28 protein-coding genes are annotated in these 23,813 nt (G+C 50.8%); 15 read left to right on the top strand and 13 right to left on the bottom strand.

Features of this window, described 5'->3' with window-relative positions; translation table 11 throughout:
- Positions 1–103: 103 nt before the first annotated feature.
- Positions 104–1,195, top strand: a complete 1,092-nt coding sequence (locus tag ACODS5_RS16280; protein WP_489109146.1) for a tyrosine-type recombinase/integrase — start codon at positions 104–106, stop codon at positions 1,193–1,195.
- 691 nt (positions 1,196–1,886) lie between these two features.
- Here ACODS5_RS16280 and ACODS5_RS16275 read toward each other — a convergent pair.
- From ACODS5_RS16275 to ACODS5_RS16250, 6 genes are all read right to left on the bottom strand, one after another.
- Positions 1,887–2,870, bottom strand: coding sequence for a hypothetical protein (locus tag ACODS5_RS16275; RefSeq protein ID WP_489109145.1), 984 nt, complete (start codon positions 2,868–2,870; stop codon positions 1,887–1,889).
- 54 nt (positions 2,871–2,924) lie between these two features.
- Complete coding sequence (gene abiEi, locus ACODS5_RS16270) at positions 2,925–3,458, bottom strand: type IV toxin-antitoxin system AbiEi family antitoxin (protein ID WP_489109144.1); 534 nt, start codon at positions 3,456–3,458, stop codon at positions 2,925–2,927.
- A 120-nt stretch (positions 3,459–3,578) separates the two neighbouring features.
- Positions 3,579–3,749, bottom strand: a complete 171-nt coding sequence (locus ACODS5_RS16265) for a helix-turn-helix domain-containing protein (RefSeq protein WP_489109143.1) — start codon at positions 3,747–3,749, stop codon at positions 3,579–3,581.
- A gap of 421 nt (positions 3,750–4,170) precedes the next feature.
- Entirely contained in the window at positions 4,171–4,632 is a 462-nt protein-coding gene (locus tag ACODS5_RS16260) for a hypothetical protein (RefSeq protein WP_489109142.1), read from the bottom strand.
- A 159-nt stretch (positions 4,633–4,791) separates the two neighbouring features.
- Positions 4,792–5,499 carry a hypothetical protein gene (locus ACODS5_RS16255; RefSeq protein ID WP_489109141.1) on the bottom strand — a complete coding sequence of 236 codons (708 nt, stop codon included), beginning with the start codon at positions 5,497–5,499 and terminating at the stop codon, positions 4,792–4,794.
- Positions 5,500–5,566: 67 nt separating this feature from the next.
- Positions 5,567–6,856, bottom strand: a complete 1,290-nt coding sequence (locus ACODS5_RS16250) for a hypothetical protein (protein WP_489109140.1) — start codon at positions 6,854–6,856, stop codon at positions 5,567–5,569.
- A gap of 483 nt (positions 6,857–7,339) precedes the next feature.
- Between ACODS5_RS16250 and ACODS5_RS16245 the strand changes: the two genes are divergently transcribed.
- The 4 genes from ACODS5_RS16245 (at position 7,340) to ACODS5_RS16230 (ending at position 12,907) form a co-directional block, all read left to right on the top strand.
- A complete protein-coding gene (locus ACODS5_RS16245) occupies positions 7,340–9,529 on the top strand; it encodes a hypothetical protein (protein ID WP_489109139.1) in 2,190 nt (729 codons plus the stop codon).
- Positions 9,530–9,693: 164 nt separating this feature from the next.
- Positions 9,694–10,446, top strand: a complete 753-nt coding sequence (locus tag ACODS5_RS16240) for a PDDEXK family nuclease (RefSeq protein ID WP_489109138.1) — start codon at positions 9,694–9,696, stop codon at positions 10,444–10,446.
- Between the two features lie 26 nt (positions 10,447–10,472).
- Complete coding sequence (locus tag ACODS5_RS16235) at positions 10,473–11,897, top strand: DUF4055 domain-containing protein (protein WP_489109137.1); 1,425 nt, start codon at positions 10,473–10,475, stop codon at positions 11,895–11,897.
- Positions 11,898–11,959: 62 nt separating this feature from the next.
- Positions 11,960–12,907 (top strand): abortive infection family protein, encoded by a 948-nt coding sequence (locus tag ACODS5_RS16230; protein WP_489109136.1) that lies wholly within the window; start codon positions 11,960–11,962, stop codon positions 12,905–12,907.
- Positions 12,908–12,991: 84 nt separating this feature from the next.
- Here ACODS5_RS16230 and ACODS5_RS16225 read toward each other — a convergent pair whose 3' ends face one another.
- Positions 12,992–13,354, bottom strand: a complete 363-nt coding sequence (locus tag ACODS5_RS16225) for a hypothetical protein (protein WP_489109135.1) — start codon at positions 13,352–13,354, stop codon at positions 12,992–12,994.
- A 147-nt stretch (positions 13,355–13,501) separates the two neighbouring features.
- On the opposite strand from ACODS5_RS16225, the gene ACODS5_RS16220 reads away from it, so the two are divergent.
- Positions 13,502–14,377 carry a hypothetical protein gene (locus tag ACODS5_RS16220; RefSeq protein WP_489109134.1) on the top strand — a complete coding sequence of 292 codons (876 nt, stop codon included), beginning with the start codon at positions 13,502–13,504 and terminating at the stop codon, positions 14,375–14,377.
- Here the strand turns inward: ACODS5_RS16220 and ACODS5_RS16215 are convergent.
- Positions 14,374–14,982 carry a hypothetical protein gene (locus ACODS5_RS16215; protein ID WP_489109133.1) on the bottom strand — a complete coding sequence of 203 codons (609 nt, stop codon included), beginning with the start codon at positions 14,980–14,982 and terminating at the stop codon, positions 14,374–14,376. The genes ACODS5_RS16220 and ACODS5_RS16215 overlap by 4 nt on opposite strands.
- A gap of 742 nt (positions 14,983–15,724) precedes the next feature.
- Positions 15,725–15,934, bottom strand: a complete 210-nt coding sequence (locus ACODS5_RS16210) for a hypothetical protein (RefSeq protein WP_489109132.1) — start codon at positions 15,932–15,934, stop codon at positions 15,725–15,727.
- A gap of 200 nt (positions 15,935–16,134) precedes the next feature.
- On the opposite strand from ACODS5_RS16210, the gene ACODS5_RS16205 reads away from it, so the two are divergent.
- The 6 genes from ACODS5_RS16205 to ACODS5_RS16180 all read left to right on the top strand — a co-directional run bounded on the left by ACODS5_RS16205 (position 16,135) and on the right by ACODS5_RS16180 (position 19,533).
- Positions 16,135–16,515: a histone-like nucleoid-structuring protein, MvaT/MvaU family gene (locus ACODS5_RS16205; RefSeq protein ID WP_489109131.1), complete on the top strand. Its 381-nt coding sequence runs from the start codon at positions 16,135–16,137 to the stop codon at positions 16,513–16,515.
- Between the two features lie 2 nt (positions 16,516–16,517).
- Entirely contained in the window at positions 16,518–17,216 is a 699-nt protein-coding gene (locus tag ACODS5_RS16200) for an FRG domain-containing protein (RefSeq protein WP_489109130.1), read from the top strand.
- Positions 17,217–17,278: 62 nt separating this feature from the next.
- Complete coding sequence (locus ACODS5_RS16195) at positions 17,279–17,539, top strand: hypothetical protein (protein WP_489109129.1); 261 nt, start codon at positions 17,279–17,281, stop codon at positions 17,537–17,539.
- Between the two features lie 92 nt (positions 17,540–17,631).
- Complete coding sequence (locus tag ACODS5_RS16190; RefSeq protein WP_489109128.1) at positions 17,632–18,447, top strand: hypothetical protein; 816 nt, start codon at positions 17,632–17,634, stop codon at positions 18,445–18,447.
- Positions 18,444–18,860 carry a hypothetical protein gene (locus ACODS5_RS16185; RefSeq protein WP_489109127.1) on the top strand — a complete coding sequence of 139 codons (417 nt, stop codon included), beginning with the start codon at positions 18,444–18,446 and terminating at the stop codon, positions 18,858–18,860. The genes ACODS5_RS16190 and ACODS5_RS16185 overlap by 4 nt, the downstream gene beginning before the upstream one ends.
- A complete protein-coding gene (locus ACODS5_RS16180; RefSeq protein WP_489109126.1) occupies positions 18,841–19,533 on the top strand; it encodes a hypothetical protein in 693 nt (230 codons plus the stop codon). The genes ACODS5_RS16185 and ACODS5_RS16180 overlap by 20 nt, the downstream gene beginning before the upstream one ends.
- A gap of 19 nt (positions 19,534–19,552) precedes the next feature.
- On the opposite strand, the gene ACODS5_RS16175 is transcribed toward ACODS5_RS16180, so the two are convergent.
- Both ACODS5_RS16175 and ACODS5_RS16170 read right to left on the bottom strand, forming a co-directional pair.
- A complete protein-coding gene (locus ACODS5_RS16175; protein ID WP_489109125.1) occupies positions 19,553–20,863 on the bottom strand; it encodes a Y-family DNA polymerase in 1,311 nt (436 codons plus the stop codon).
- Positions 20,845–21,084: a LexA family protein gene (locus ACODS5_RS16170; RefSeq protein WP_489109124.1), complete on the bottom strand. Its 240-nt coding sequence runs from the start codon at positions 21,082–21,084 to the stop codon at positions 20,845–20,847. Before ACODS5_RS16170 ends, ACODS5_RS16175 begins: the two co-directional genes overlap by 19 nt.
- Between ACODS5_RS16170 and ACODS5_RS16165 the strand changes: the two genes are divergently transcribed.
- Positions 21,083–21,370 carry a hypothetical protein gene (locus tag ACODS5_RS16165; RefSeq protein ID WP_489109123.1) on the top strand — a complete coding sequence of 96 codons (288 nt, stop codon included), beginning with the start codon at positions 21,083–21,085 and terminating at the stop codon, positions 21,368–21,370. The genes ACODS5_RS16170 and ACODS5_RS16165 overlap by 2 nt on opposite strands.
- Positions 21,371–21,495: 125 nt before the next feature.
- On the top strand, positions 21,496–22,548 hold the full coding sequence (locus tag ACODS5_RS16160) for a hypothetical protein (protein WP_489109122.1): 1,053 nt from the start codon (positions 21,496–21,498) through the stop codon (positions 22,546–22,548).
- Positions 22,549–22,564: 16 nt separating this feature from the next.
- Here ACODS5_RS16160 and ACODS5_RS16155 read toward each other — a convergent pair whose 3' ends face one another.
- Both ACODS5_RS16155 and ACODS5_RS16150 read right to left on the bottom strand, forming a co-directional pair.
- The gene (locus tag ACODS5_RS16155; protein WP_489109121.1) at positions 22,565–22,888 is read right to left on the bottom strand and encodes a hypothetical protein; all 324 of its coding nucleotides are present in this window, start codon (positions 22,886–22,888) and stop codon (positions 22,565–22,567) included.
- Entirely contained in the window at positions 22,881–23,111 is a 231-nt protein-coding gene (locus tag ACODS5_RS16150) for a hypothetical protein (RefSeq protein WP_489109120.1), read from the bottom strand. Before ACODS5_RS16150 ends, ACODS5_RS16155 begins: the two co-directional genes overlap by 8 nt.
- Before the next feature lie 206 nt (positions 23,112–23,317).
- On the opposite strand from ACODS5_RS16150, the gene ACODS5_RS16145 reads away from it, so the two are divergent.
- Positions 23,318–23,764 (top strand): phage pre-tape measure protein, encoded by a 447-nt coding sequence (locus ACODS5_RS16145; protein ID WP_489109119.1) that lies wholly within the window; start codon positions 23,318–23,320, stop codon positions 23,762–23,764.
- The last annotated feature ends 49 nt before the right edge of the window (positions 23,765–23,813 follow it).

Below are 23,813 nucleotides of genomic sequence, written 5' to 3'. Positions count from 1 at the left end.
TTTGGAGGCGCAAGTGCACACGTAGTGCACATGAGGTGACTGATGGGTAGTAATAGTGTCTATAATATGTACCTACCGAATTGCACATGAGGTGCACACGAAAATGGCTACCTTCACAAAGCTTCCGTCTGGCAAGGTCAGGGCTCAAGTGAGGATCGGGGGATTTTACAGGTCTCAGACCTTCGATCTTGAAAAAATTGCGAAGAAGTGGGCGAAGGAGATCGAGCAGCAGCTCAAGCAGTCTACGGGAGGGGACTACCTGGATCCTCCGAAAGACGCAAACTTCGAAGACCTTGTGAGCGTGTATGAAGAGCAGGTCGGCAAGGTCAAGTCGTTCGGCAAGAACAAGAAGGCAGTGTTGAAGTCGCTGAAAACCAAGATTGGGCACGTCAAACTGCGGGCTCTGAGCGAAGCTGTCGTTCGAGACTTCGTTGATCGTCGAGTCAAGGAGGGAGCGGGAGGGGTCACTATTGCTGTTGACCTCGCCTATCTCAGAGCTGTGCTCAGCTGGGCCCGCTACGTCAGAAACCTCAATTTAGATCCCGACATCACCCTTGACGTTCGACGCTCACTCGCAAGACGGGGGCTCAAAGTACGTTCCAACGAGCGCACACGAGTCGCGAGCCCGAGCGAGCTGACCAAGCTTTGTGAGCACTATCAAAAGATGAAGAGAAACACGATCGACATGATTGCAGTCATCGAATTTGCTCTGCTGACTTCACTTAGGCAAGAAGAAATCTGCATGCTCAGAATCGAGGACATTGATCTGGAGCGTAGAGTGATGCTCGTGCGAGATAGAAAGCATCCGACCGAGAAAATGGGTAATCACGGTGAAGTGCCGGTGCTAGATGACTTCGTTGAGCCGATTAACAAGGCTATGAATGGTCGGGAGACTGGAAGACTGTTTCCGTACGCTCCAAGGTCAGTTAGCGCTTCATTCACCCGCGCCTGCAAAGCAACTGGCATTGAAGACTTGAGATTCCACGATCTACGGCACACAGCCGCAACTGACCTGTTCACACGAGAGCTCGACATCGAGTCAGTCTCCCTTTTTACAGGGCACAAAGACTGGAAAATGTTGCGTCGTTACACACACATCAAGGCTGAGTCAGTTCACCTGATCGAACGCAGAAAGGCTCTTCGCAGAGCCGGCGAAGATGCCTCACAAAGCGGCTCGGATGTGAGTTCGGTCTGATTTGGCTTGCGCGAGACTGTCGAAATAGCCTTTAACGTCTGCTTTCGAGTAAAGGGGCTCGTTTCCAAAGAGGATAGAGTCGGGCCCTTTCGCTCGCTTCCTCCACGATTCCAGCGTCGACTTTTTAACGCCAGCGAGCATCGCAACCTGGGTTTCTGTCAGATAGCCTAGGGACTCCGCAAGCCTCGCACGCTCGCGCTCTGCAGCCGCACCGTCAATGGCTACCTCAATGTCTTCGACCCTTACGCACGCATTCATCTCACTCTGCCCAGTCTTCAAGTCAGGCCGCACTGCGCAGCCCGTCTGAGATCAATATGTTGTCAAATCGAGCTTCTGGCAAGACCGTTCGTCGGATAATTTCTTGATAACCATTGACAAATTGGCAATTTTCAGAAAGTAAACTCGGTGTACTAATGCGGCTAGGCACGAGGGAAAAACGTGAAATCCCCAGCAAAGCCGGGGCATCGGCCTTGATTTAGACCTGAGCCTGTGAGTTAATAATTGACATAATATGTAGGCGGGAGCGAGAGATGAGTACGTTTAAAAATCTGTGTCGCAACGCATTCAATCTGCTGATCGTTCTGTACATTCTGTCGATTTGGCTCTAGCCGCGACCAACGCTGAGCCCCGGCTTGAGCCGCCCAGCGGGTGTTTGGGAACAAAGCTGCTTGGGGTTGGAGCTGCTGGGAGGCTACTTGGCTTTCTTGGCCTCGATGTCTTTCAGGCGCTTGATCTCTCTCGGAAGCGTCAGCTGGTCGTATACGTCGCGAACTGCTGCCAGCTCTGCTTTTGCTGACAATAGGTGGTGGCGTGGGGAGTTATGGTGCTCCAAGGGCAAGTCAGGCTCGCCGAGTTCGATGTAGCGTTTCCGATCGCTCTTGAGGAATTTCAGGTGGCCTTCGAGCCTGTTCACTTCAGCGCGGGCTTCGATCTGATCAACGCCACCCAGCTCTTTGACTAGACGCTTGAACTGAGCCAGGGCATCTCGATAGATTTTGGCTGCGCGGTCATGTATCTCAACGCCATTGAGCTTGGATTCGAGGTCAGTTATTGAATTGTCTAAGTCCTGCTTACGCTTGCTGTAGTCCGCCTCAACCTGAGCCACTGTGCGGGCTGGGCGCCCCATGGTTCGGGGTGCCTCTTCGTTGATCATGGCTTTCGCTAAAGCAAGGCGAGCGATGCCGTAGTTCTCAGCCAGCCCTCTGTCCAGGTTCTCGATTGGAGACTTTGGTGGTCTTCCGATCTTTGGAGCAGCTTCTATTCGAGCCGATATGTCCTCTGGCTTCGATACCTCTTCTCCCTGCTCGACCTCCAGGGCATTCAGCTCGGCGAGCGCAGCGGTGAATTCAGCAACGAGCTCTACGTAAGTTTGCTCATCCGATTTTGCGATCTTTCCAACTCGAAGCTGGATTTCAGGGGCTTCTTGGAAAGCGAAAACGTCGTGCACTGCGGGAAGCTGAGCCAGTTGCTTGATTAGGCCCGATTTCGTCTCACCGCCTTTTGAAATCAACATGCCCAGGCTCAGGCGCTGAGACAGCGCGTTTGCGCGCAAAATGGCTGTGTGAGGGTCTTCTACTGCCAAGGGCTCGGCCAGACGATAGCCGCACTCATCGAGGTTCGCTTTGAGTCGTGCAAGCTGGTTGCGCTTGAGCTCAATGTCAGATGGTTTTGGCATGTCGAGGCCCCAGATCTAAATATCGGGGATAATATGCCATGGCGCCGCGAGAGGCTATTCCGGGCGCTCAGATTCGGGCAGGACGAGATCGAGGTTACGCCGGTAGCGCTTGAGATCAGCCAGGGCTTTTTCGGGAGTGGCCTCCCAGATCTGCCTGTCGTCATTTCTAGTGATGTGGCCATACCAGGTGTTGGGATCTTCTTCAGTGTGTACGAAGTCGATGTCACCAAGCTTTGTGCTGTACCTGTAGCTCCTGCCTGTAGTGACGAATGTTAAGCAGAAAGGCAGCTGGCTGATCCATCCATGCTCACTGAGCACTGACTCGCAGCTCAGATAGCAGAGGTCGGTTGGACGTAGAAAATTGGTTAAGCGAAACAGCCCGACTGCAGGCGGGCGTAAGAAAGGATTGGCATATAGCTTGGGGGCGAGGCGCTCAATCAGCCCGGCCTGAACATGTCTGGTCATCGCAACGCGAAAGTAGGCCTTGTCCGGATACCCCGCAAACCCGACCAAGGTGGACTCAGGAACACACCAGACTCCGGCTGCGGCCAGGGTTCTGCACGACTCCATCAGCAGCTTTCGATTCACCACATGCCCTCATTCCACTCGACAAAAAACTATCATTTTTGATAATAAATTGTCGAGTAGGTGAGCGGATCATTGTGGCCCAGATCCAGGCACAACGCGTTGGAACGAGCGGCGATAGTACTACTGGCACTCCTTGAGCGAGTAGCGAATGTCGCGATTGTGTCCCCGGAAGTAGCCCAAATTCGGATTCCTGGTGCGCCAGGTCTTCAGCGTGTTCAGGCTCACACCCAAGACCTCTGCAGCCTCGCTGGCGGTGATCAGATCGTTTGGAATCCGCTCGTACATGCCCATCGTTTCGCTCTCTTTTCTGTTGTGTCGTCAACCGACATGAACAAGCCTAAGAGCAATCAATATCCCTGTAAACCGTCGGGAAATAATCAACTAAGTGTACTAATACCCAGCTTCAGAAAACCACGCCCAGCAAGCCCAGCAATTCCGGGTGTTGTCTGACACTGCCCCAACTTTCTCTCATTGCCTTTCCTGATGAATGGTAACGAAATTGACAAATTGGCAACATAAAAAAGCCCCAGCCAGGAGAGAGAGGCCCGGCCAGGGCTTGGGTGCAGCACACAACAATAGAGGCGTAGGCAGAAAGAGAGAGGAACTGTCTACGCCTTTATATTACCACTGCCAGTAAGCTGTATGTGGGATAAATCAAAATCTGTTGGGTTTTTTGAGTGCAAAGTTTGGTGGGTTTGCGCGCAAATAGGTTTCAGTCGATTTCAAAGATTTGGCATACGGCTTTAATGTAGTCAATCCACTGATCTCTAGTTAGATTGTAATTCTCCGGATGTTCATCAATCTTAAGCCAGGCATTGAACACGTGATCATCGTGAGTCCACCAGCATCCCCGGATAGAGGTTCCCCAATCGAGGCGCTGACTAAATAGCGGCATGTTCACAATGGTAATGAACGTCACGTAGTCGGCTTCGTCAGATATGAGGTTGAAGGTGGTGCGTTCAGTTATAGCCTTGCACACTCTTACGAAATCTCTGACAAACTTCTTGGAAATGTCGTAGTCATATGTGGTGACCTGGAATACGTATGCAGCAGCCCAGTCATGTATGTCGAAGTCATTCGCCTCTGCCTCGTGATACCTGTAGGTTTCTATTAGGCATGTGTGTATGTCCATATTTGTTGGCAGGACTAAAGGATTTGCTGATTCAGGCTGCATTGAATCGTTCTCGTGCTTATTCTTGTAGGATCATTGTCTCAATGCGCTTTTTTGAAAGCAATAGTGTGATGTGCTGTATAACTTAAAGTAGTTGGGTGTCAAGTCGAGAGGGTGTAAAAAAGCCCCTGGGCGGTAGGGGCTCTTGAGAGTCTTGATGGCCTAGCTCTGATTGCTCTCACGCAGTTTCTTGCGCTCTAGGTACTGCCGGTATTGGATTTGCTCGCCTTGCTTTTCCAACCACTGAACCAAATTCGAAATTTCAGAGATCATGTGTAGGAATTTTTCCTTGGTGATGTGAATGCGTGGTGGGTAGAGCCAGCTTCTCTCACCATCATCGATCTGCTTCGCTAGCTCTTTATCTTGGTCACTGACGAAGAAAGGGCTTGGTAGCTTCGGGAGGTCGCTGTCCCTATATCGGAAGGTATTGGATGTCAGGGAATCGTCATGCTGAATGCTGTTTCGGGCCAAAACTATTTCAGAAACAAGCGAGTAATCGAATGGGCCAGTGCCGAATTTATCTGATCCGTGTGACTCGTAGAAAGCCTGGTACCCCGCTGGCCATCCATTCTTGAATGCAGATTTTGTGCAGTCTGGAGCAGGCCCGAGGCGGTTCTGCCAAGCTACAAGGTAGATGTGTAGTGATGCGGATATCATCGAAAGGCAAGAGCTGCCCAGCACCTGGATCGATGCATCAGCTTCCTCCCATTCGAGCTGGAATGGTGGTTCACCATCCTCGGAGTATGGCGGAATAAAGGGGTCTTCCTCGTTCTCGATCTTCCGCTTGCGCTCGTCGAATGGGGCCGATCCATTTAGATAGAACTGCTTGATGAATTCCAGGCGCTGTTCAAAGAAAAAGCGAATATCCATTTCTGAGGTCTCGTCAGGTGGTGGCCAGCGCATGATGGCATTGCGGGCTGGCCGACCATATCACGACTCACGGCTGGGTAAAGAACGTCCCGATTTCGTTTTGGTCAGCGAAGCCATTTGTCCCTGCCTTGAGCTTGATGCGGGCGTGGACGATCACGCCTTTTGCTTTCAAAACGTCTGTGAAGGCTGCGCTGGGGAGGCTGGCGGCGGTCTTGAGTTTTTCGAGCATCTCGCCGGAGATCTTGATCGCGATTGGATGATTGCCTTGACCGTAAAAACGGTGCCAAACGTGGCGTCCAGCGTGTTCTCCGCTCACAATTTCGAATTCGGCGAGGGCTGTAGTGCCGCCTGATTTTGTCTTGCCTGGCTTGAAGTCTTTGAGGCGAATCATGGCTTCGTGGGTCGGCATGGGCTCTTTGCTCTGGGCCTTGCGATTGACGATCGTAGTGTCGATGCCTTTGGCTTTGCGGCGGAGCCAGTTTAAGTGGGATTTGACCCAGGCTTTGCAGGCGCGCAGGGCTGCTGCGTCTTTGGTTTCGCCAGGGCGAGGCTTGTTCCGGGCGTACTGAGGGTCGCGGAAGTATTCGTTGCCGGCGTTCATTTCGCTGTCTGCTGCGAAGATTTTCTGGACGATTTGATCTTCGTTGAACGATCGGAACATGCCACCGAGCCGTCGGTTGAGCTCGAAGCTTCGGCCTGCTGCGCCGACTGCTGTGCCTGGAGCGCGTGGCTTGGTGGTTTTGGTGTATTCGGCGTCAAGGCCATAGCTGGACTGGGCTAGCTTGAGCTCAAGAGTGTCTAGTGGCTTGCCAGGGTTGTAAAAGCTTATCGCCCCTGCTTTTCTCTCAGGGTGGGTGGTGAAGGTGTAGTAGCAGCGAGCGGTTTCTCTCCAGCATCCGTCAATAACTTTCAGCAGCCGACCGTCTAAGAAATCGTCCAGTTGCTCCAGCGCGGCGGCTGAGATAGCGAGAAATTCCTCTGGGTGGGCTGGTCGATCGAGTGGCAGAACTATGCGGAAGCGCGGGCACTCAACTGTGTTGCTGTACGACGTATAAATGCAATGCTCCCAGTTGAGATCGATAAGAGCGTCTTCCAGCTCCTCCAGGCTGACCAGATCGTCTGCGGGTTTTTGGTCAACATCAAAGATCACCATGCTTGTCGCAATCACATTCTCCATGTTTCTCTCAGGGGCGCGAAAAAAAGATGGCGTAAAGGTAGGCCCATCCTTTAGATCGCTAATGCGCTGATTGAGAAGAAAATGGCTGTAGAACTGGCGGAATGACTGGGCTTGGCGATTCTGTACGTTGCGAGTTTCGGCAGTGTTCTGAGTTGCGAATTTGATGGCCGTGGTGCTCATGGTGATCTCTCTCTTGTTATGTTGTGCTCTCTCTTGCACATTCATAGTGTTGAATATGAGCAAAAGCCTGCGCAACACCTTTTCCGCTTGTCAATTTTGGAAGTCGAGGTATATGAAAGGAAATCTACTTCCGTTTTTCTTAACCAAACTCCCCGCTCACCTGCAACGGGTCTCTTCTTTTATAAAAGAAAAGGGGGTGGTTGAGGGTGCCTGGTGATATGAAACCCCTGAGGAGAGGCGCTAGCAAGTCTTTTGGTTAAGAAAAACTGAAATCACAACGCTGCGTTACGCTTCACTCTCGAACCGCATTCCTGCGCAACCGAAATCAACTGGGCGTTACCTGAGTGTCCCTCGATTAACTGAGCGTAACCTGCATACCTCAACATGCCCAAGTGTCAACCGATAAAGGTGTTGCGCAGGCTTTTGCTCATGTTCGATAATTCAAATGTGCACAGAGCACAACAACAATAAGAGAGTACGAAAATGCATCAGGTCGAACAAAATATCGCAGGCAATGGCAATTCAGTAATCATCGGAGCCAATCTTCTGATTCACGGATTTCGCACCGTCGCTGTTGATGACTTGACTGAGTCCGCCGCTTACATCAAAAGTGAGTACCCATCTCTCAAGAGGCTTGTGAACATCTCCGGCTCTGCTAGCCACGCAATCGAAGCGGCTTACAAGACTGCATCTGGTCTCTACGATCAAAATGTCGGTAAGCTCACTGATAACATTTATCAGCTCAATCGTTCAGACGTCGCGTTACTGGCTTTGAAAAGTGAATTGAGCGAAAGCACATTTGCCAAAGCCGCATACGAGCTTGCTAAAGACATTCATATTGCCGGTGACTGTGATCTGGCATCGAAGCGACTTGCTGATGCTTCAGGTAAGACCCAGGAGGAATGCGCTAAGGCAATCGCCGCAAAAACTCTGCGAGTGCAGGCATTTTTTGAATCGCGCAGCGATCGTCACGACTTCCCCGTAATCCACAAGCCAGTGTCCGCGTCCTGGCTCAGATCCGTGCTGCTGCGCATGAACCGCCGCGCTCTGATTAAGTGCCCGACTGGCTGGGGTAAGTCCTCCCTTGTCATCAACCCCTGCATCCAAGACTTCCTGACATCTGACAAAAAGGTTTTGGTGATCTCCCACCGTCGGTCGATCATCAAAAGCATCGACATCCCAGGTCTCGTGGACTACGAAGATGTACAGCCAGGTCAAATGCAGAAAACGAAGGGCCTGAAGGTCGTCGTGAACTCTCTAATCAGCGCAAAATTTGACGATTTCATTAAAGACGTTGATCTGTTGGTAATCGACGAAGCCGCCCAAGTGCCCGATCACGTTTTTGAAGGGTCTGTCCAGCAGCGCGAAGTCGTCTGGAACACCCTCAAGCAGGTTGTACACAACGCGAAATCAGTGGTCTTTGCAGACGCTGACATCAATGACGAATGCCTGTCTCTGATAAAAAAAGGCAAGGAATTCATTCACTGCTTCGAGATCGACCAAGCCCACACTGATGTCAACTGCAAGATCGGTGCTCTGGATCAAGTGCGCGCAATGGCTATATCTGCTGCCCAGTCAGGCCAGAACACCCTCATCGCCTGCGACATCGCTCGTGACGCCGAGGCCCTGGGCAAAGTCCTGGAAAAAGCCGGCATCGAATCATTGGTTATCACCAGCAAATCTGCAGGCTGGCCAGCTCAGGCAGCTTTCATTAGCAATCCCAATACCACTGCCCACCAAGTAGTAATTTATTCACCTGCAATCACCTCGGCCCTGAGCATAACCAGTGGCCACTTCCAAGCGCATTTCGGTCTTTTTGAGGGCTCCGTGACGCCTCGCAGCGCGATTCAGATGATTCGCCGTGACCGCACCGCATGCGAGTTCGTGATTGGCATCAGGAACCCCCAGAACAAGCGTGAGGAGATCGCTGACGTCGAGTTCGATGCCTCCACCAAATCAGACTTTGATGCTGCTCGGAAAAATCACATGAAGCGCACTGGCTGGCTCCGCGACAACATTCAGCTGACCTTGCCTTACGAGCTGAAACGCCAGGGCTTCCAATTGGAAATGATCCCAAACGACAACGACCTTGGCATCGAAGGCTTCAAAGCGAACAGCGCTGGTCGCAGAGCAGTGAAGAAGGACACTGCCCTGATCCTTCTTAACGCTACCGCTTCAACCGAAGCCCAGGCCAAACGCACACAGAAGATCGGCTCCAGCAGCGAAGCTGAGCACTTTGCCGCAATCCGGTACCAGGCCCAGCAAGGCCTCAAACGAAAGGATCTGACTTTCCAGGACGCTCAATTCTGGGGTGAAGGCATCGGACAAGTGAAGCTCGACAACTACCGCAAACTCTTCGTCGAGCCATCAACCACCTTCGAAGCGCTCGTCCAGGAGCTGCACACTGGCCTCCTCAATGACACCTGGACTCCAGCTGATTCAGTAGCCCTCTACGACCGAATCAACGCTGTGAGGCACGAAGCAATCCTAGCTGGATTCAAAATGCCCAAGAACACCGGATCGGTCTCCGATCGCAGTAAGCAAGGCGCAATCTCCGAAATCATGTCCCTGCATGGTTTGAAAACAAAGCGGAAGGATGGCGGTAAGTCAGGGTACTACTACATCATTGATCCGAAGTCCCTTGAGCAAATGAAAGAATACACAGGGCTTTAAGGGGTTACCTGGGGGCAAGGATGCCCCAACTTCCCTCCAAGTTGTCTGACACAAGAAAGAATTAAGGTATTTAAAAGAAATGCGCAATAAGGTGTTGCGCAGGGTTTTGCTCATTTTCGTTAATACATACATAGCAGCACATAATAAGAATAAGAGAGTGCGGTATGCTGAACGATCCCCAGGCCCTGGCCGACCTTTTGAAGGCCCCACAGTACAACTCCCTTTTGCTTGAGAAAGACGGTTACAAGCAAATAGACCGAAACCTGCTGAAGATTTGCTCTGACGCTATCAGAGAGATCGAATTGCAGTTCGAGTGGAACAGCTACAACAGGCAGCGCCATGCAGGCCAATTTCTCGAAGGCGAAGCTGTTATCAAGACCCCAAGCCTCCCGGCATATCCAAGGCCATTCCACAGCTGGTCTGAATTCCGCCTGACCGTATTCGGGGGAATGCAAGACATGCCATTCGAACAGATCGAAGTCGAATATACTGTGACCAAAAAGCACAGATCGGATTGGACTGATAAACTGAATAACCGCATCTGGTATCAAGGAAAAGGCGTCATTCCAAATCTTGAATCAGCTCGCGACTTAATCTGCGCCGCGAAGCAGAACAGCATTCACCACGTCTTTATCTTCACTGTCCCCAATATCAAATGCCCTTGGGCCAAGCCTCGCAAAGATGGCTCAACGATGACCCAGGAAGAATGGGCCAAGAAGGAAGGCTTCGACTACATCTACGAAGGCGAGGAAAAGGCTTTCCTGGAGAGCGATCGTAGAAAATGGCTGGTCGCAAACTATGGCAAAAACCTACCTCAACTGCCGTTCAAATCTGTTCGTGTCTTGGAGGACTCAATATCGGTCAATCCGGCTTTGTTTGCGCACAAACAACACACGGCACATGCTACAATAAACTGACAATAACAATAATAAAGTCAGTCGTTATGCGCCATGTCCTTGGGATTGATCCCGGCATTTCCGGTGGTATTGCAGTGATCGATGAGAGATTCAATCTTGTCGATTGCTTTCGCATGCCAGTAATTGAGATCGACGGCAAAAACAAAGTTGATGCTGGATCTCTGTTCAAACGCCTCTCTGAATTCACTATTGATCTGGCAGTGCTTGAAAAGGTTGGCACTCGCCCAGGTGAAGGTGTTGTAGGGGCATTTAGCTTTGGTGACTCGTACAAGAAACGCCTCTGCAGGACATACCTGAACAACCGGATGGCTCGCGTCGTGAAGAGTTTGTCTGCAAAGCCTTTTTCCCGGCCCGTGGCTGTCACTTCGGAGTCGCATCCGGAACTGGCAGAGCTGTTCAGCAACAACATCGACGGCAAGGGCACATCGGTCAGCGCCCTAGCGGCTACGGTGTTCCAGGATGCTCTGTGGAACGGGTCTTCCTTCCTGTGCGTAGATGCTCCTATCGGCGGTGGGCAGCCCTATGCGTACTGGCTTAGCGGTGACGACATCCTGGGCTACAAGCTCGACGAAGACGACAAGCTGCGGGAGATCCGTATCTCTGAAAAGGCGACTGTTGAGGACGGCGAATGGGGCGAAAAGTCCGTCTGCCGTGTACGCGTGTTTAGGAAAGTGAATGGCAAGGTGATGTGGTCAATTTGGCAAGAGTCGGATGGCTCTGACTACGTTCAGATCGAGGCCTGGAGGGATTTCGGGCTTGCGGAGATTCCCGTGGTGCCGATTCACAGCAACCCCGCTGATACCCGTGGCACCTTGTTCTGCGAACCTCCGCTCAAGGATCTGGCACACATGAATATCAAGCACTGGCAGTCCCAGAGCGATCAGGACAACATCCTGCACGTTGCGCGGGTGCCCATTCTGTTTGGCAAGGGGATTCCTGAGGGCACGGTCGTCAAGATTGGCGTCGATAGCGCGATCATGTGCAGTGCCGAGGGGGCCGATTTGAAGTTCGTGGAGCATACGGGCGCTGCGATCACTGCCGGGCGCGACAGCCTGCAAGACTTGGAGGTGCTGATGGCCTCCCACGGTAACGAGATGCTGCAGAACACAGGTGTTGTCGAAACCGCGACTGGCCGCTCACTCAATGCCAGTGACAATAACAACCAGATCGCGTCCATGGTCACAGCTACTGCATCTGCGCTCAACGCTGTGTTCGGCATGCTTGCCCGTTTCAGTCGTGTGTCGAACGCTGATTTCCAGGTGGACATCAACACTGACTACGGCATCAACGCCAATGCCCAAGAATTGACTGCACTGGCCACGGCCCGAGCCAACGGTGATCTCAGTCAGTACGAGTATCTGCGCGAGCTGAAGCGCCGGGGCATTATGGGCAATGACTTCTCGATCGAGGACAACGCCGATCGCCTGGCAACTGAGTACGTCGCTGCCTGACGGGTTGATGTCAAATGGCCCACCGCCCGCTATGATGCCCATTCACAGCGCCGGGAGGGCCTATGCCAGTCATCGATTTGTACTCCAAACGTAGGAAGCGTGAGCTCGGCCTGGAGCCTGATGTCTATACCTACGACGACTTCAATGCCAACCTTCGTGCTCAGATATGCTATGTGATCGGTGACGTCCTCGGGATTCAAGATCGTAATGAGCAGGAACGAAATTTCGGTGGCATTTGTGAGCTATTACGCCGTGAGTATGGAGTTCAGAGGCTTGTGCGGGATCTTTATGACCGCTCATCGGTAGTTGAAGAATTAGTCCAGTTCATAAAAGTAGAAAAGGATGTTGATCGGGTTCTGGATGCTGTTGAGTTATGCTTTGCAATCTCCGAGAACTATCGTGAAAAAGCATATGCATATGGTTATCCAAGAGAGGACAGTGGGTCGTGGATCGATGCTTGTATATCGGAGATAAATACTCGCTTCAAGGAGCATGGAAAAGGCTATGAAGTAAGTGGCGGCATGGTGTTGCGTATTGATTCCGAATTTCTGCATGCAGAAGCGGTAAAGCCCGCCATAAGCTTCCTGAATCAGTCTGAGTACGCTGGCCCAAGGGATGAATTCTTTGGTGCATACGAGCACTATCGGCACGGCGACCTTAAAGAGGCCCTGAACGACGGGCTGAAGGCATTTGAAAGCACCATAAAAGTTGTGCTGGAGCTGCGAGGGTGGGAGTACGATAAGACCTCGCCAGCGAAAAGGCTTCTGGCTGTACTCCTGGCTAATAACTTCCTGCCGTCGTATCACCAGAACCACCTGAATGCTCTCTCAACCTTGTTGGAAAGCAGTGTTCCAACCATCAGGAATAAGGAGGGTGGGCACGGTCAAGGCTCGGAGGTCTCCGAAGTCGAGCCAGAGATTGCTGCATACGTTCTGCACATGACTGCTTCGGCTATCGTCATGTTGTGCAGCCTAGAGAAGAAGACCGCCCAAACCGCACCTGCCGAGTAATGCCCTGACTCGTGTATCCAAAGCATTGGAGCGAAAAAAGCCCCGAACCTTACGGGGCTTTCAGATTGATCAAGTCTGTGATGGTTATTGCTGAGCTGCACCAGACTCCTTCATCTCCTTCATCTCCTTCGCGGTCTTCTTTCCGAGATCGGACTCCACGAACTTATTGTGTTCAGATTTTACGAAGTAGATAGCTGTTAGCAAAGCTGCTACGCCCAGAACCGCAAACTCAACATTGGTCATGCTGAAAAAAGGCTCAAGCAGGAACTTCACGAATAGAATTGAGATTGCTGCATAGCCAGTGAACTTAAAGGCTTTTCCTGTTTTCCTCATTATCTTGTTTAGCCAGGGCCTGGCGGAAACAAACTCGCTCTTGAGTGCATAGCTGTAAGAGCGCGTGATGAGGATGAATGCGATAAGGCCGGCCAGGAAGCTCAGAAGTTTCATTTTTATTATCTCTGATTGGGTGTATCTATATTAACGCATTGGAGCAATGGGTGGTGCAATACCTCAAGCCCGGATATACCTGAAAGTAGTTTGCTGTCAAACAGCGCTCTGATATTATTGGTGCTTACCCAAATGGAGGTGGCATCCGTGACATTGGTTATTGCTGGGCATTCGCTGATCGATATGAGCTTCGGGGCGTCTAAAAGTACATTCACTGATGGAATTTTCTTCGTTGCGGATAGCAGTATCACTCAAAGGGGTCAGCTGCTCATAAGTGGGTTCAAGAAGGTTGTAGAAACTCCTATTCGAGTCGCTGGCATGAATTTCCTGGATGAGTGGTTTAATGGGTATCTGGGATATAACTACGAGGGTGGGTGCGGTATAGCCTTTGCCGGCAGCACCTTAGTCGCCCAGCACATCATGAACTCTATTCGAAACCACCTTTCGGATCTGAAGCCCACCTATTTGGCCGGTAAGTATCAGCTTGCAATGCCCTGCGAAGGAAGGAAGTTTCTTCAAGGGGATTATGATATGGATATGTTCCAGAAGCGTCATCTGGGCTCCAACTATCTGCTGACAGCCGAATTTATTGCCAGTGTCGTCGAACACTCAGTGCAATCAGTCCTGATCCAGGCCAAAAAGCATAAAAGCATGGAGAGCATGTTCTCAGCTTACCAGGCAGAATTTATCCTTGGGGTCTGCTGCCCTGACACCAAGAAGTACCATATTTACCGCTATGAAATCCTGCCCTGCGCCACACAGGGTGCAACTGTGGCTATGGAAGAGATACCAGAAGGAAAAGTGGCTGTCATTGGCATGAGGAAGCTTCACGAGCAAGACGCCAATGATGCCTTTGCTAATGCCGTAGCAACTGGTCGCAGCACAGGCCCCGCGCTCTACGATTATCTTGCAAGCGCTATCACGTCTCAGAATGGCATTGGCGTATTTGAAATCGGATTCCCTGCTTTTCATTACAAGCTTGAAGGAATTCGCTTGGAGCACCTCAGCCGCAGGGAATCCTAAAGCCCCAGATCCCCCGCCAGCCCGAGCTCCGAAACCCAGGCCAGGTGCTCCCTGGTCTGATCTGCTCGGTAGATCTCAAGAAGGCGTTTGACTGCAAAATCACGGATATCTGGCTCGATGTCGTGATGCCTGAATCCGCTGCCGATCGATGCCTTGTGAAAGAAGGCAATCTCGTCGCCGGTGGTGGTGAGCTGAAAGAGGTACCGGTTGCCTGCAGCTGAGTATTTGAGCTCGTTCAGCGGCGCTGCTAGCTGGTCGTATGGGAATGGCAGGTCTGATGGGTCGGCTTGGCTTGTGTTGCCGGCGTGTGTAGCGCGTACGAGAAGTCCGAGGCTTGCGAGCTCGCAGATTGTACGAGATAGGCCGAGGTTTTGAACAAGGTTGTGGAAGAGACGAGCCAGGTGCTGGTTCTTGCGGAGCGTGGACATCGTGCCTGTGTATCTCGCCAGGCGCTTTGCAGACGAGATTGCGCCTTGCAGTCCGATATCACTCATATCAGCAGTGACCTGCTCGCGCCCCCAAGGGCCAATGTAGAAGATGTTGTACGAGCCATCATCTGCAACGATTAATTTCAGTTCGTCGTCAGCATCAATGATTTTTTGCATACAAGAGTCCTTCTTAACCAAAGGAACAGGCCAATCTCCATCATCTGCAAGGGCATGAAGAGGGCCTTATTTGTATTCTTGCATTGAGAAGACCGTGGTTCAATATACCTTGGCTAAGAAAAACTGCTTGTAAACAAAAAGCCCCCTGGCGGGGGCATGCTCATAGTCCGAGGTCGGCGCCGAATTTGTGATCTACATACTCCCTTAGATGGGATTTTGAGCTGTTGGCCAGGTATCTATTAGCCAGCAACTCTCTAAGAGCATTCATGTATTCATCTTTGATCTGACCTATGTAGCGGGCAGGCCGATGGGCAAAGGAGATACTTCGAACTGTGTCTTCGCTAAACTCGGCTATGGATTGCTGAATTAGTGGGTCTTCAAGCAGTTGTATCTTGTGCTCTGATTCTATAGCCGGCTTATTCCAAATGAGCTCGCCATTCATGAACTGTATCCCCTTAAGTCTTTGAAATCCGGATCTTCTCTCGCACTGCTTCAAGATCTGAGTCCTGGGGCACATCAATACGCTTTAGAGTCTTAATCCGGCCACGCCCAAAGTTCTTCCTTAACTCGTAGATGTCCAGGATTTCGTCGTTGTTCCCGTAAAGATCTTGGATGTAGTGGATCTCAAGGCCATTGCCTAAGATAGTGGGCTCGTCTTTCATACTTTTCTCTCTTATTATTATGTGCTGCAGATGGATTTTAAAACAAAAGGCCCGAAGCACGGGCCGAATGGCGGGTGTGGTCAGTTATACAGCTTGGATTCGTCGATCTTTGCTTTGCGCTCAAAGAAAATCTCTCTGATTCTGTTTCGAGTTGAGCGACCAGGCACTACAAGCTCAAGGTACTGCTGATCGTATTCGGGTAGAATCTCCTTAACGATGTATACGTCCTTCAGCTTGCCATTAACCATCCATTCTTCTTTTGGGTCAGCTCTGAAGTCATCGTTGATCATGAATGAGTTGCGTAGCATTTTTGTAATCTCTCTTATTGTTCTGGGTCAGCCCCATACCTAAAATGTACTGTACGCATATCCAGTGCCGCAAGCCCTGTCAGAAAATATTCTCGACTCGTACAACAACTGGACTACATAAAGCTGGCATTTTGACTTTGCTGCCATTAGATTTCATGGCACTTACTAGAGGAGCATCACCTATGTCAAAAGCAGCAGAGTACCGGGCCCTAGAACGCCAGATCGCAGAGCAACTCCAAGCCTTGGAAGCCCTGAAAGGCAGCGAAGCCCTGCAGCGGGAGCTCGAATTTGAAGACAAACTGCGCAAACTGCTCGGCGAGTACAACATGTCCCTGCGCAATGTCATTGCCATCCTCGATCCTAAGGCTGCTGCGGGTTCTGGTGTTGTCGGGGCTGGTAAGGTCGACGGGCGTAAGGGGCCGCGTGCGCCTCGTGCTGTTAAACGCTATGTGAACCCGCACACTCAGGAAGTAGTGGAGACCAAAGGTGGTAATCACGCGACGTTGAAGGCCTGGAAGAGCGAGCATGGCGCTTCGGAAGTCGAAAGCTGGCTGCAGGCGTAATCATGGACACTATTCCGATCAAGAATGTGCCGGAATTCCTAGAACGCATCAGCATCTATGACCTGGTGGGAGGGACGCTTCTTTTTCGGGGGCAGTCAAAACGCGGAAATTTGCTGCCTGGGATTGCTAGGAAAGATCCAAAATCGAACACCACTAATGTTGAAAAGTCGATGCTGGCAGATTTGAGGAAGCACGGCCTGACAATGATTCCCAGCTATGTCGATATCGAAAATGACTGGGATATGCTGGTGCTTGCTCAGCATTTCGGCATGAAAACACGGCTGTTGGATTGGACTTCAAATGCCCTGGCTGCGATGTGGTTCGCCTGCAGCAGCAAAGGCACTGATGATTGCTATGTCTACACATTGGAAGCGGACTCGCTCATGCTTGCTTCTCTTAAGGGCAGTCCGTTCAGCCAAAAGAAAACCAAGGTGATTAATCCCAGTCTGAGCAACGACAGGATTATTGCGCAGTCTGGTTATTTCACTGCTCATCGCTTCTCTGAGAAGTCTGGAAAATTCGTGGCTCTAGAAAGAAACCCTGAGGTCAAGGAGCGTCTGACTGAGTACGTTATTTCTGGCAAGGATAAAGTAGACTTTCTCATGACGCTGGAGCGTTGCGGGGTTACCTCCAAGTCCATTTACCCTGATATCGAAGGGGTTTGTCGCTTCCTCAATTGGCGTGCACAAGGTTCATACTAAGTGTTGCGCTCTCTTTTGCTCCATCTGCATTATAGAGATGAGAACAATAAGAGAGCGCAATCATGGACATCCGAGCAGCGATCGTCGAAGCCAATACCATCAACATCATTCAGTCTGGCAGCCACGCAATCCTAAAAATGCAGCCCGAGGTCGAGGCGTTTTGTCAGGCCGAGTGCATTAGGCTGGTCGAAGAAGCGCTTCGCCTGGGGTCGACGAAGGCCTCCAAGAACCCATCGTTGCACGAGCTCCCGCTCTGGCAGTACATCTGCGCACTGGCTTGCGAAAACGAGTTCTATCGTGCCCTTGAGCGCACAGCACCCTAGCTGCACCAGGCCCTGTAGCCCCGCAGGGCCTTGACATACCTACCCTTAATTGCCAATCTGTCAATAACTGCCATGATATTGCGGAGCTGGTCATGCTTACCTTCATCACACCTCGCGACCGCCTGCTACTCCGTTTTTTGAAGCCAAAAGTGGCTGCCTGGAGGTGGTTTGCGAAGGCCAAGGGGCTAGTGGGGATTTCGGCTGAAAGTCACGAGTTCCTAGAGCGCGCTATGAACGAGCAAATCGAGAACTACGACAGTTACTCGATGATTGGTGGGTTCAAGTTCCAAGATGGCCAATGTTTGCTTAAGCTGCAAACAGCGGATGGCATTGTAAATCGCTATTGCTCGTCGCTGCTAGAAGTTGCAGTGATTGTGTGTTTCAAGTTCAAAGTGTGGAAAGGGCCTGTTCTCAGTTTCACTCCGCCGTTTTCTACAGCAGCGCTTAATGCCACGAGCCCCAGTGACTTTATTTCGAGACTCCTAGGGCTGCTGAGAGAAGAACGGCTAGATAAGCTTCGTCGCCTCTGGCTCGTATATCTAACTACTGAGCGAGATGGCGATGCATCTAGGCTTTCGCAGGTCAAGTGCATTGCGGGTATTCTGTCTGGTAATTATGCGGCAGTACACTCAGAAGTAGATGTCGGCGAGAAATATTCTGCTGACTTGGTAAGTCTAGGAATCGACAAGAAACAGGCATACGACGATATCTTCGATTTGATGCACCCTCTAATTTTAAAAGAGCTGCAATTGGACAGGCCCCATGCTTATCACTTGTATTCGATTTGTGAAAGTGAGGATGAGCTACGTCGACTCTTAAGCGGGGATATGGGTTTTCTTCGCGGCAGAATGGCAATGATGAGCGCTGAGCAGCGGGAATACATGTTTGGCTCGGAGCTAGGCTTATGATGTACCTACAAAACATCATCAGATTCTGTTCTCCAGCAGCGATCCGGTTTAATGGTGGCAAATACTATTTCGATGAATGCGAGTTTGGTGCTTTCATTGAGTTCTTTGATTATGTTTCTCAAGTCTACTCGTTCTCTGAGACGACAACCCATGTGGACTGGGAGTTTGAATGCCTCAGTAGCATCGCTCATAGCATTTCAGATGAGCAGACCAATATTGATGATGTTGAATTCCTGTGGCATCTGCTACACACAGTGTTCTTTGAAGACCTAGGTCGTAATGAAGCCCTAGATGCAATCATAGCCAAAGTTTACTGGTCTCTCAGCAGCAGCAACGTTGACGCGGCCTGCAGTGCCCTGACTGCTTATGCTCAACAAGCTAAAGGAGCCGAGAATGAGACCCTCAGTAGTTAAATACTTGCAATGGGTATTCCCGGCATCACTCAGAGTTTATGATGGCTACGTTCGATATGGTCGCCAGAAATACAGATCTGAGCGAGATCTGATTAGTGTTTTGTACTCAAACTTCTTGGATTTGCCGGAAAGCTATTGTCGTGAGCCTGGGTTTGATATTGTGTTGCTTAACTATTATCGCGAGCGAGGGTTTGATCAAGTATGGTCTCTGGTTGACTCGATTGCTGACGAAGACCTGCTGTTTCATAAGCTGGGGAATGAGATTGCTGGCATTGCCTGGTGTCAGGGGTTTGTGGAAAGACTAGACAAAATTCTCATTGTCAAAGAAAATGCAGCAGATGAGTATTACTGGGGGCTGTCGGCTAAGAATGACCTAGCCCTCATGAAATTTGCACTGAAGTACATGGGCAAGTTTGCAGATATGGTTTATGGAGGGAGTATGAAGTCACTTATCCAAAGCTTTCATGATAAAAAACGGGAGGAGTTTATTCGTCGTTATCGTCTCGTTAATCCGGAGCGTGCAAATATTCTTGACGAATGCAAGACAGAGTCCGAGTGTGATAAGTTCTTGCGTAATGATAAAGAGTTTATGAAAGTTCTTCGTCAGCGGCTAATGGATGTCGGGAAGTTTGAGTCGATCGACTATCTGACTGGGGCTGATCTGGGCAAGTGATTTGGTTAAGAGAAACGCTTTACCGAAGTTTGGGGAGGTCGGCCAGGCGAGTCGTGTAGTAAGGGCTCAGATGTCCTCGCTGCATGCTCCAGGGCATCTCCCCGATTGTGATCGCTGAGCGCAGAGACCCTTTGCCAAACTTGGCATTAATCTCGTCGAGCACCTTGGCCCTGGGGCTTTGGGAGTTGGCAGCAGCGAACATGTCCGTAGTCAGGTTTTCTGGCTGACAGATCTCGCTCAATGACACGGAGGACTTTGCATAAACTGCATTGTCGTCGAAGATTTTCTTAGCCAAAGAAACAGCCGCCCCTTGAAGCGTGAGAGTGTCGTCGGTGTGCTGCTGAAGTCTGGCTGCCGCTGAAGAGTACGCGTCACTGAAGCTCTCCGCCGTAGCTTTCCTCACAATGAGTCCAACATCAATCTTCCGACAAACCGACCCTTGAGCCCTCAGTTTCTCAGCTGCGCGGGCAACGTAGCTAGCAATCGACTGCTCAATTGGTTTCCACCCTTGTTGCCGGCTTCCGAACGCACGTGAGCTAATGATTTGCTTTTTCTTCGGAGCCTGGAGCTCCAGATCATTGCAAGGGATACCCCGGAGCTCTAGAGCAGTCCGCTGTAGTACGACGTTGAACTCTCTACCGACAGTCTCGTTGTCTGCGCATGCCAGATGCCAGGCTGTGACGATGCCCTTGGCTTCCAGCTTCTCAGCCCATCGCCTCCCGATACCCCAAACCTCTCCAATTGGTGCGCGCTTGAGCAGCAGCTCGTGCCGCTGATCGTCCAGCACTACCGCAACACCTGGAAGGCCTTTCCAGTTTTTCGCAGCCCAGTTCGAGAGCTTCGCCAGCGTCTTCGTCGTCGAAATGCCCACGCCAACAGGAATGCCCGTCCACCTAAACACACGATCTTTCATTTCTTCAGCCATGGACTGATAGCCCCGCATGCCCGTGAGATCCAGGAACATTTCGTCAATGGAATACACCTCCAGCTCGCTCGCGAAATCGGCCAGGGTGAGCATCACGCGGTTGCTGAGATCGTCATACAGCGTGTAGTTCGAACTGAACACGTGTACGCCCTGGTCGGCTAGCTGGTCGCGGATCTTGAAGTAGGGATCACCCATCTTGTATCCAAGCGTCTTGGCCTCTTTTGAGCGAGCAATCACGCAACCATCCGAGTTCGACAGCACCACGATCGGCAGCCCAGCAAGATCAGGGCGCCAAAGGGGGTGCCGCTCACAGCTTGCGTAGAACGAATTGCAGTCGACCAGGGCGTACACACGCTTTTGATTTGCGCTCAAACACCACTCAGGCTTCAGAACAGGCGCGTGCATGCGATCAGCACTCCGTGGAACACCCATTCTTCGCCATCACCTGGCCTGATTGGCTTGTAAGCGCTGTTGCCGGCGAGTAGCACTGGGCCCTGGTCATCTTCAGACAGCAGCTTAAGCGTGTTCTGACCGTCGATGCTGATGACCACAATCTTGCCCGGTCTTGCTGGCTCCTTGCGGCTAATGACGGCCACGTCGCCAGGCTGAATGCCGTAATCAAGCATGCTGTCGCCATCGATTTGGCATAGGTATGCCAGCAAGGCCACAACCCGCCTCGAAGGCCTGGTGAACAGCGGCATTAACGTCCAAATCGTTTTCGATGGCTTCAACCTGGCCGAGGACGACAAGGAGGTGAAAGTGACGTATCACAAAGTGAGCCTGAGCCCGGCAGCTCAGCGTCAGCTCATCACATCCGACTACGGTGAGCAGGAGATCAAGGGTACACTGCTTGCGTCCAAAGCCGTCAGCGGCAGCGGTCTGTCGAAGCTGTTCAGGGAAGAGTACGCTTAAGCCATACCTGCTTCAAAACACCAACCTAGGCGGGCTGGTGTTTTTCGCATGACTTACCTTTCAGAAGAAGATATTTTACCGGATAAGGCTTCACAGGGCCGGGATAGACGCTTCAGGGAGGCTTCATGAGCTCAAAATATTCAGATTTAACAGAAGAAGACGTTCGTCGTCTCGTCAACAACGGTGTATACACTGTAGAGACGATTGAGCTAGTAAGAGACAATGGAACTATTGTTCGGCATCTTGAAGCAACGGAAATCAGCCCGGTGCCATCATCGGTGTTGACCTATAACATTTACAATCAAACCATTCAAGAAGTAAACCTGGATGGCGTTGTACGTGCTATAGCGAATGATCGAAATAGATCTATCTCTGATGGCTTAACCATTCAGTATGACTCCATCCTGAATAATTTGGCTTATTACAGAGATCATGGGAGCAGGCTCGACCCGCTAAACTCAAAGAGCCTAGATGCGATTTCGCCCTTCGAATTTCAATGTAAGAAAAGCTTCGGGAGCCTAGAAAGCTTTTGGGTTAATCCAGATGAGGCTGTGCGAACTGTTGATGCATATGCAAATATATTATTTATATATATCATGAGTGGATATTGGTTACATGGCTGCAAGTTCTCGGAGGACTCTACAAGTATTTCAAAGCTGGAGCACCTTGAAAATGGTGTTAGGCATATCTATCAGCAGCTCCTGATTAAGTGGGAGGCAGGGGAGGAATTGGGCGAAAATGCGCTGATAAACTCTGTGTACGCGTATGCTTACCTTGACGAAAAGGTTGATGTCAAGATAATAAACGATCTTGTGCAGCACGACTCGCGTTGCAATACCGCCTTGGATTTTTTTGAAAGTTTCAGTGAGCACTGCATTGAGAAGAAGTATCTAGGTGGTGCTGAAGTGTACAAAAGCAATGCTGTAGATACATTCAGAAGTAACGCTGATGGTAGGTTGAAGTACGCCACTCAGCTTCACGACATTCTCACAAAGATTGAAAATATTAAAGGGGTGATTCCTCAGTTGCGCGCAGCAGGACAAATCGATGAATCTCACATTAGTCTCGGTGCCGACTTTGTAAGATCTCCGCTTGCTATAATTAGGGTTGGAAACGATCGCAACAGTAACGTGATCGGTATTGGCGTCGACAATCAAGGTGCCGAACCGGATGCCTGATCCGGTTTTCTGCGTGTCAGTGGTTGTACTTGTACCAGACCTGGCGGGCTGCTGCAGTACACCACGATTCCTTGAACCCCTCTAATTTGGGGAATTCCCTCGCAAGCCCAGCCCTGGCATTCAGACAGAAACCCTCAACACAACCCTGGTCAGCTAACTCATCCAGCAGATGAGTTTCGATGAACTCCGCAAGCTCATCAATCCTTTCCCGCTTGTAAGCCGGGTCATTGCGCTCAGCGACCTTGCGCTTGCACATGTACTCTGTGACTTCCCGCAGAGACATCGACATCATTTGCGAATCAGTAAGCAGCGGCGGGATATCAGTGCGAGCATCAAACATGGCCATTCTCCTCGTCCAGAGCCAGCGACTTGTACGCCTGAAGAGCCTCTTCAATCATCCAGTCGTTCTCAGCCGGAATAATCAGGTCAGAGCCGATAGACTCCACTTCCTTCCGGAATTCGACGAAATTATAGGCTTCTGAATTCAAGGCAATATTCCGCACCGCTGCGCGGATCTCATCCTTCGTTGCAATCAGCTCAGGGTCATATTCGATATCGTTCATTTCAAATCTCTCTCTTGTTGTGTATTGCTTACATCTTCAATATTACTGGCGTGTACCACATCTCGCTAGTAGACAGCGCCGGCAATTGAGGTATACATCGAAAATAGTTCTACCTCGATTTTCTTTGTTGTCAAACTGGGTTTGGCCCACGGGAGTTGCTGGGGCGGGTATAATGGAGGAAAGCCACATAATAATAAGAAGAACCTATGGCACTCTCAGATCTCGTGATTCCCTCGCGGCCTATCACAATTACCCAGGCATCCGCTGACAAGCCGGAAGTCACTATCGATGTTTTCGGCCTGAATACTGAAGATTTCATTTACCTGGTTGACGGCTATAAGGACGCCCTGGCTGCGATTTTCTTACGCAACGTAAAAGAGTCGCTTGCTGATCCAGATGTGTCGAAAGAGATTTTGATGAGCTTTCCGGGGTTTGCGGCTGCTTGTGTTGCATGTGCTTGCAAACAGCGTAGTGCCGAAGAGTATGTTCGAAATTTACCATTCCCCATTCAGCTTGAGTTGCTGGCAACAGTCTTTGCGCTGACATTCCCTGACGGGCTAAAAAAAGTCTGGAAAAGCTGCTTCCGACGATCTTACCCCTGCTCAAAAAGTAGCTCAGTTCGAAGCGGCGAGGAAAAAATCCAAGCCTACTGAAGAACAAGACCCTGAGCAGTTTGCGCTAGTTCTGATCGAGTGTTGCGAA

The organism is Pseudomonas sp. FG47 (genome assembly GCF_057809115.1).
This window is presented reverse-complemented; position numbering and strand designations above follow the sequence as displayed.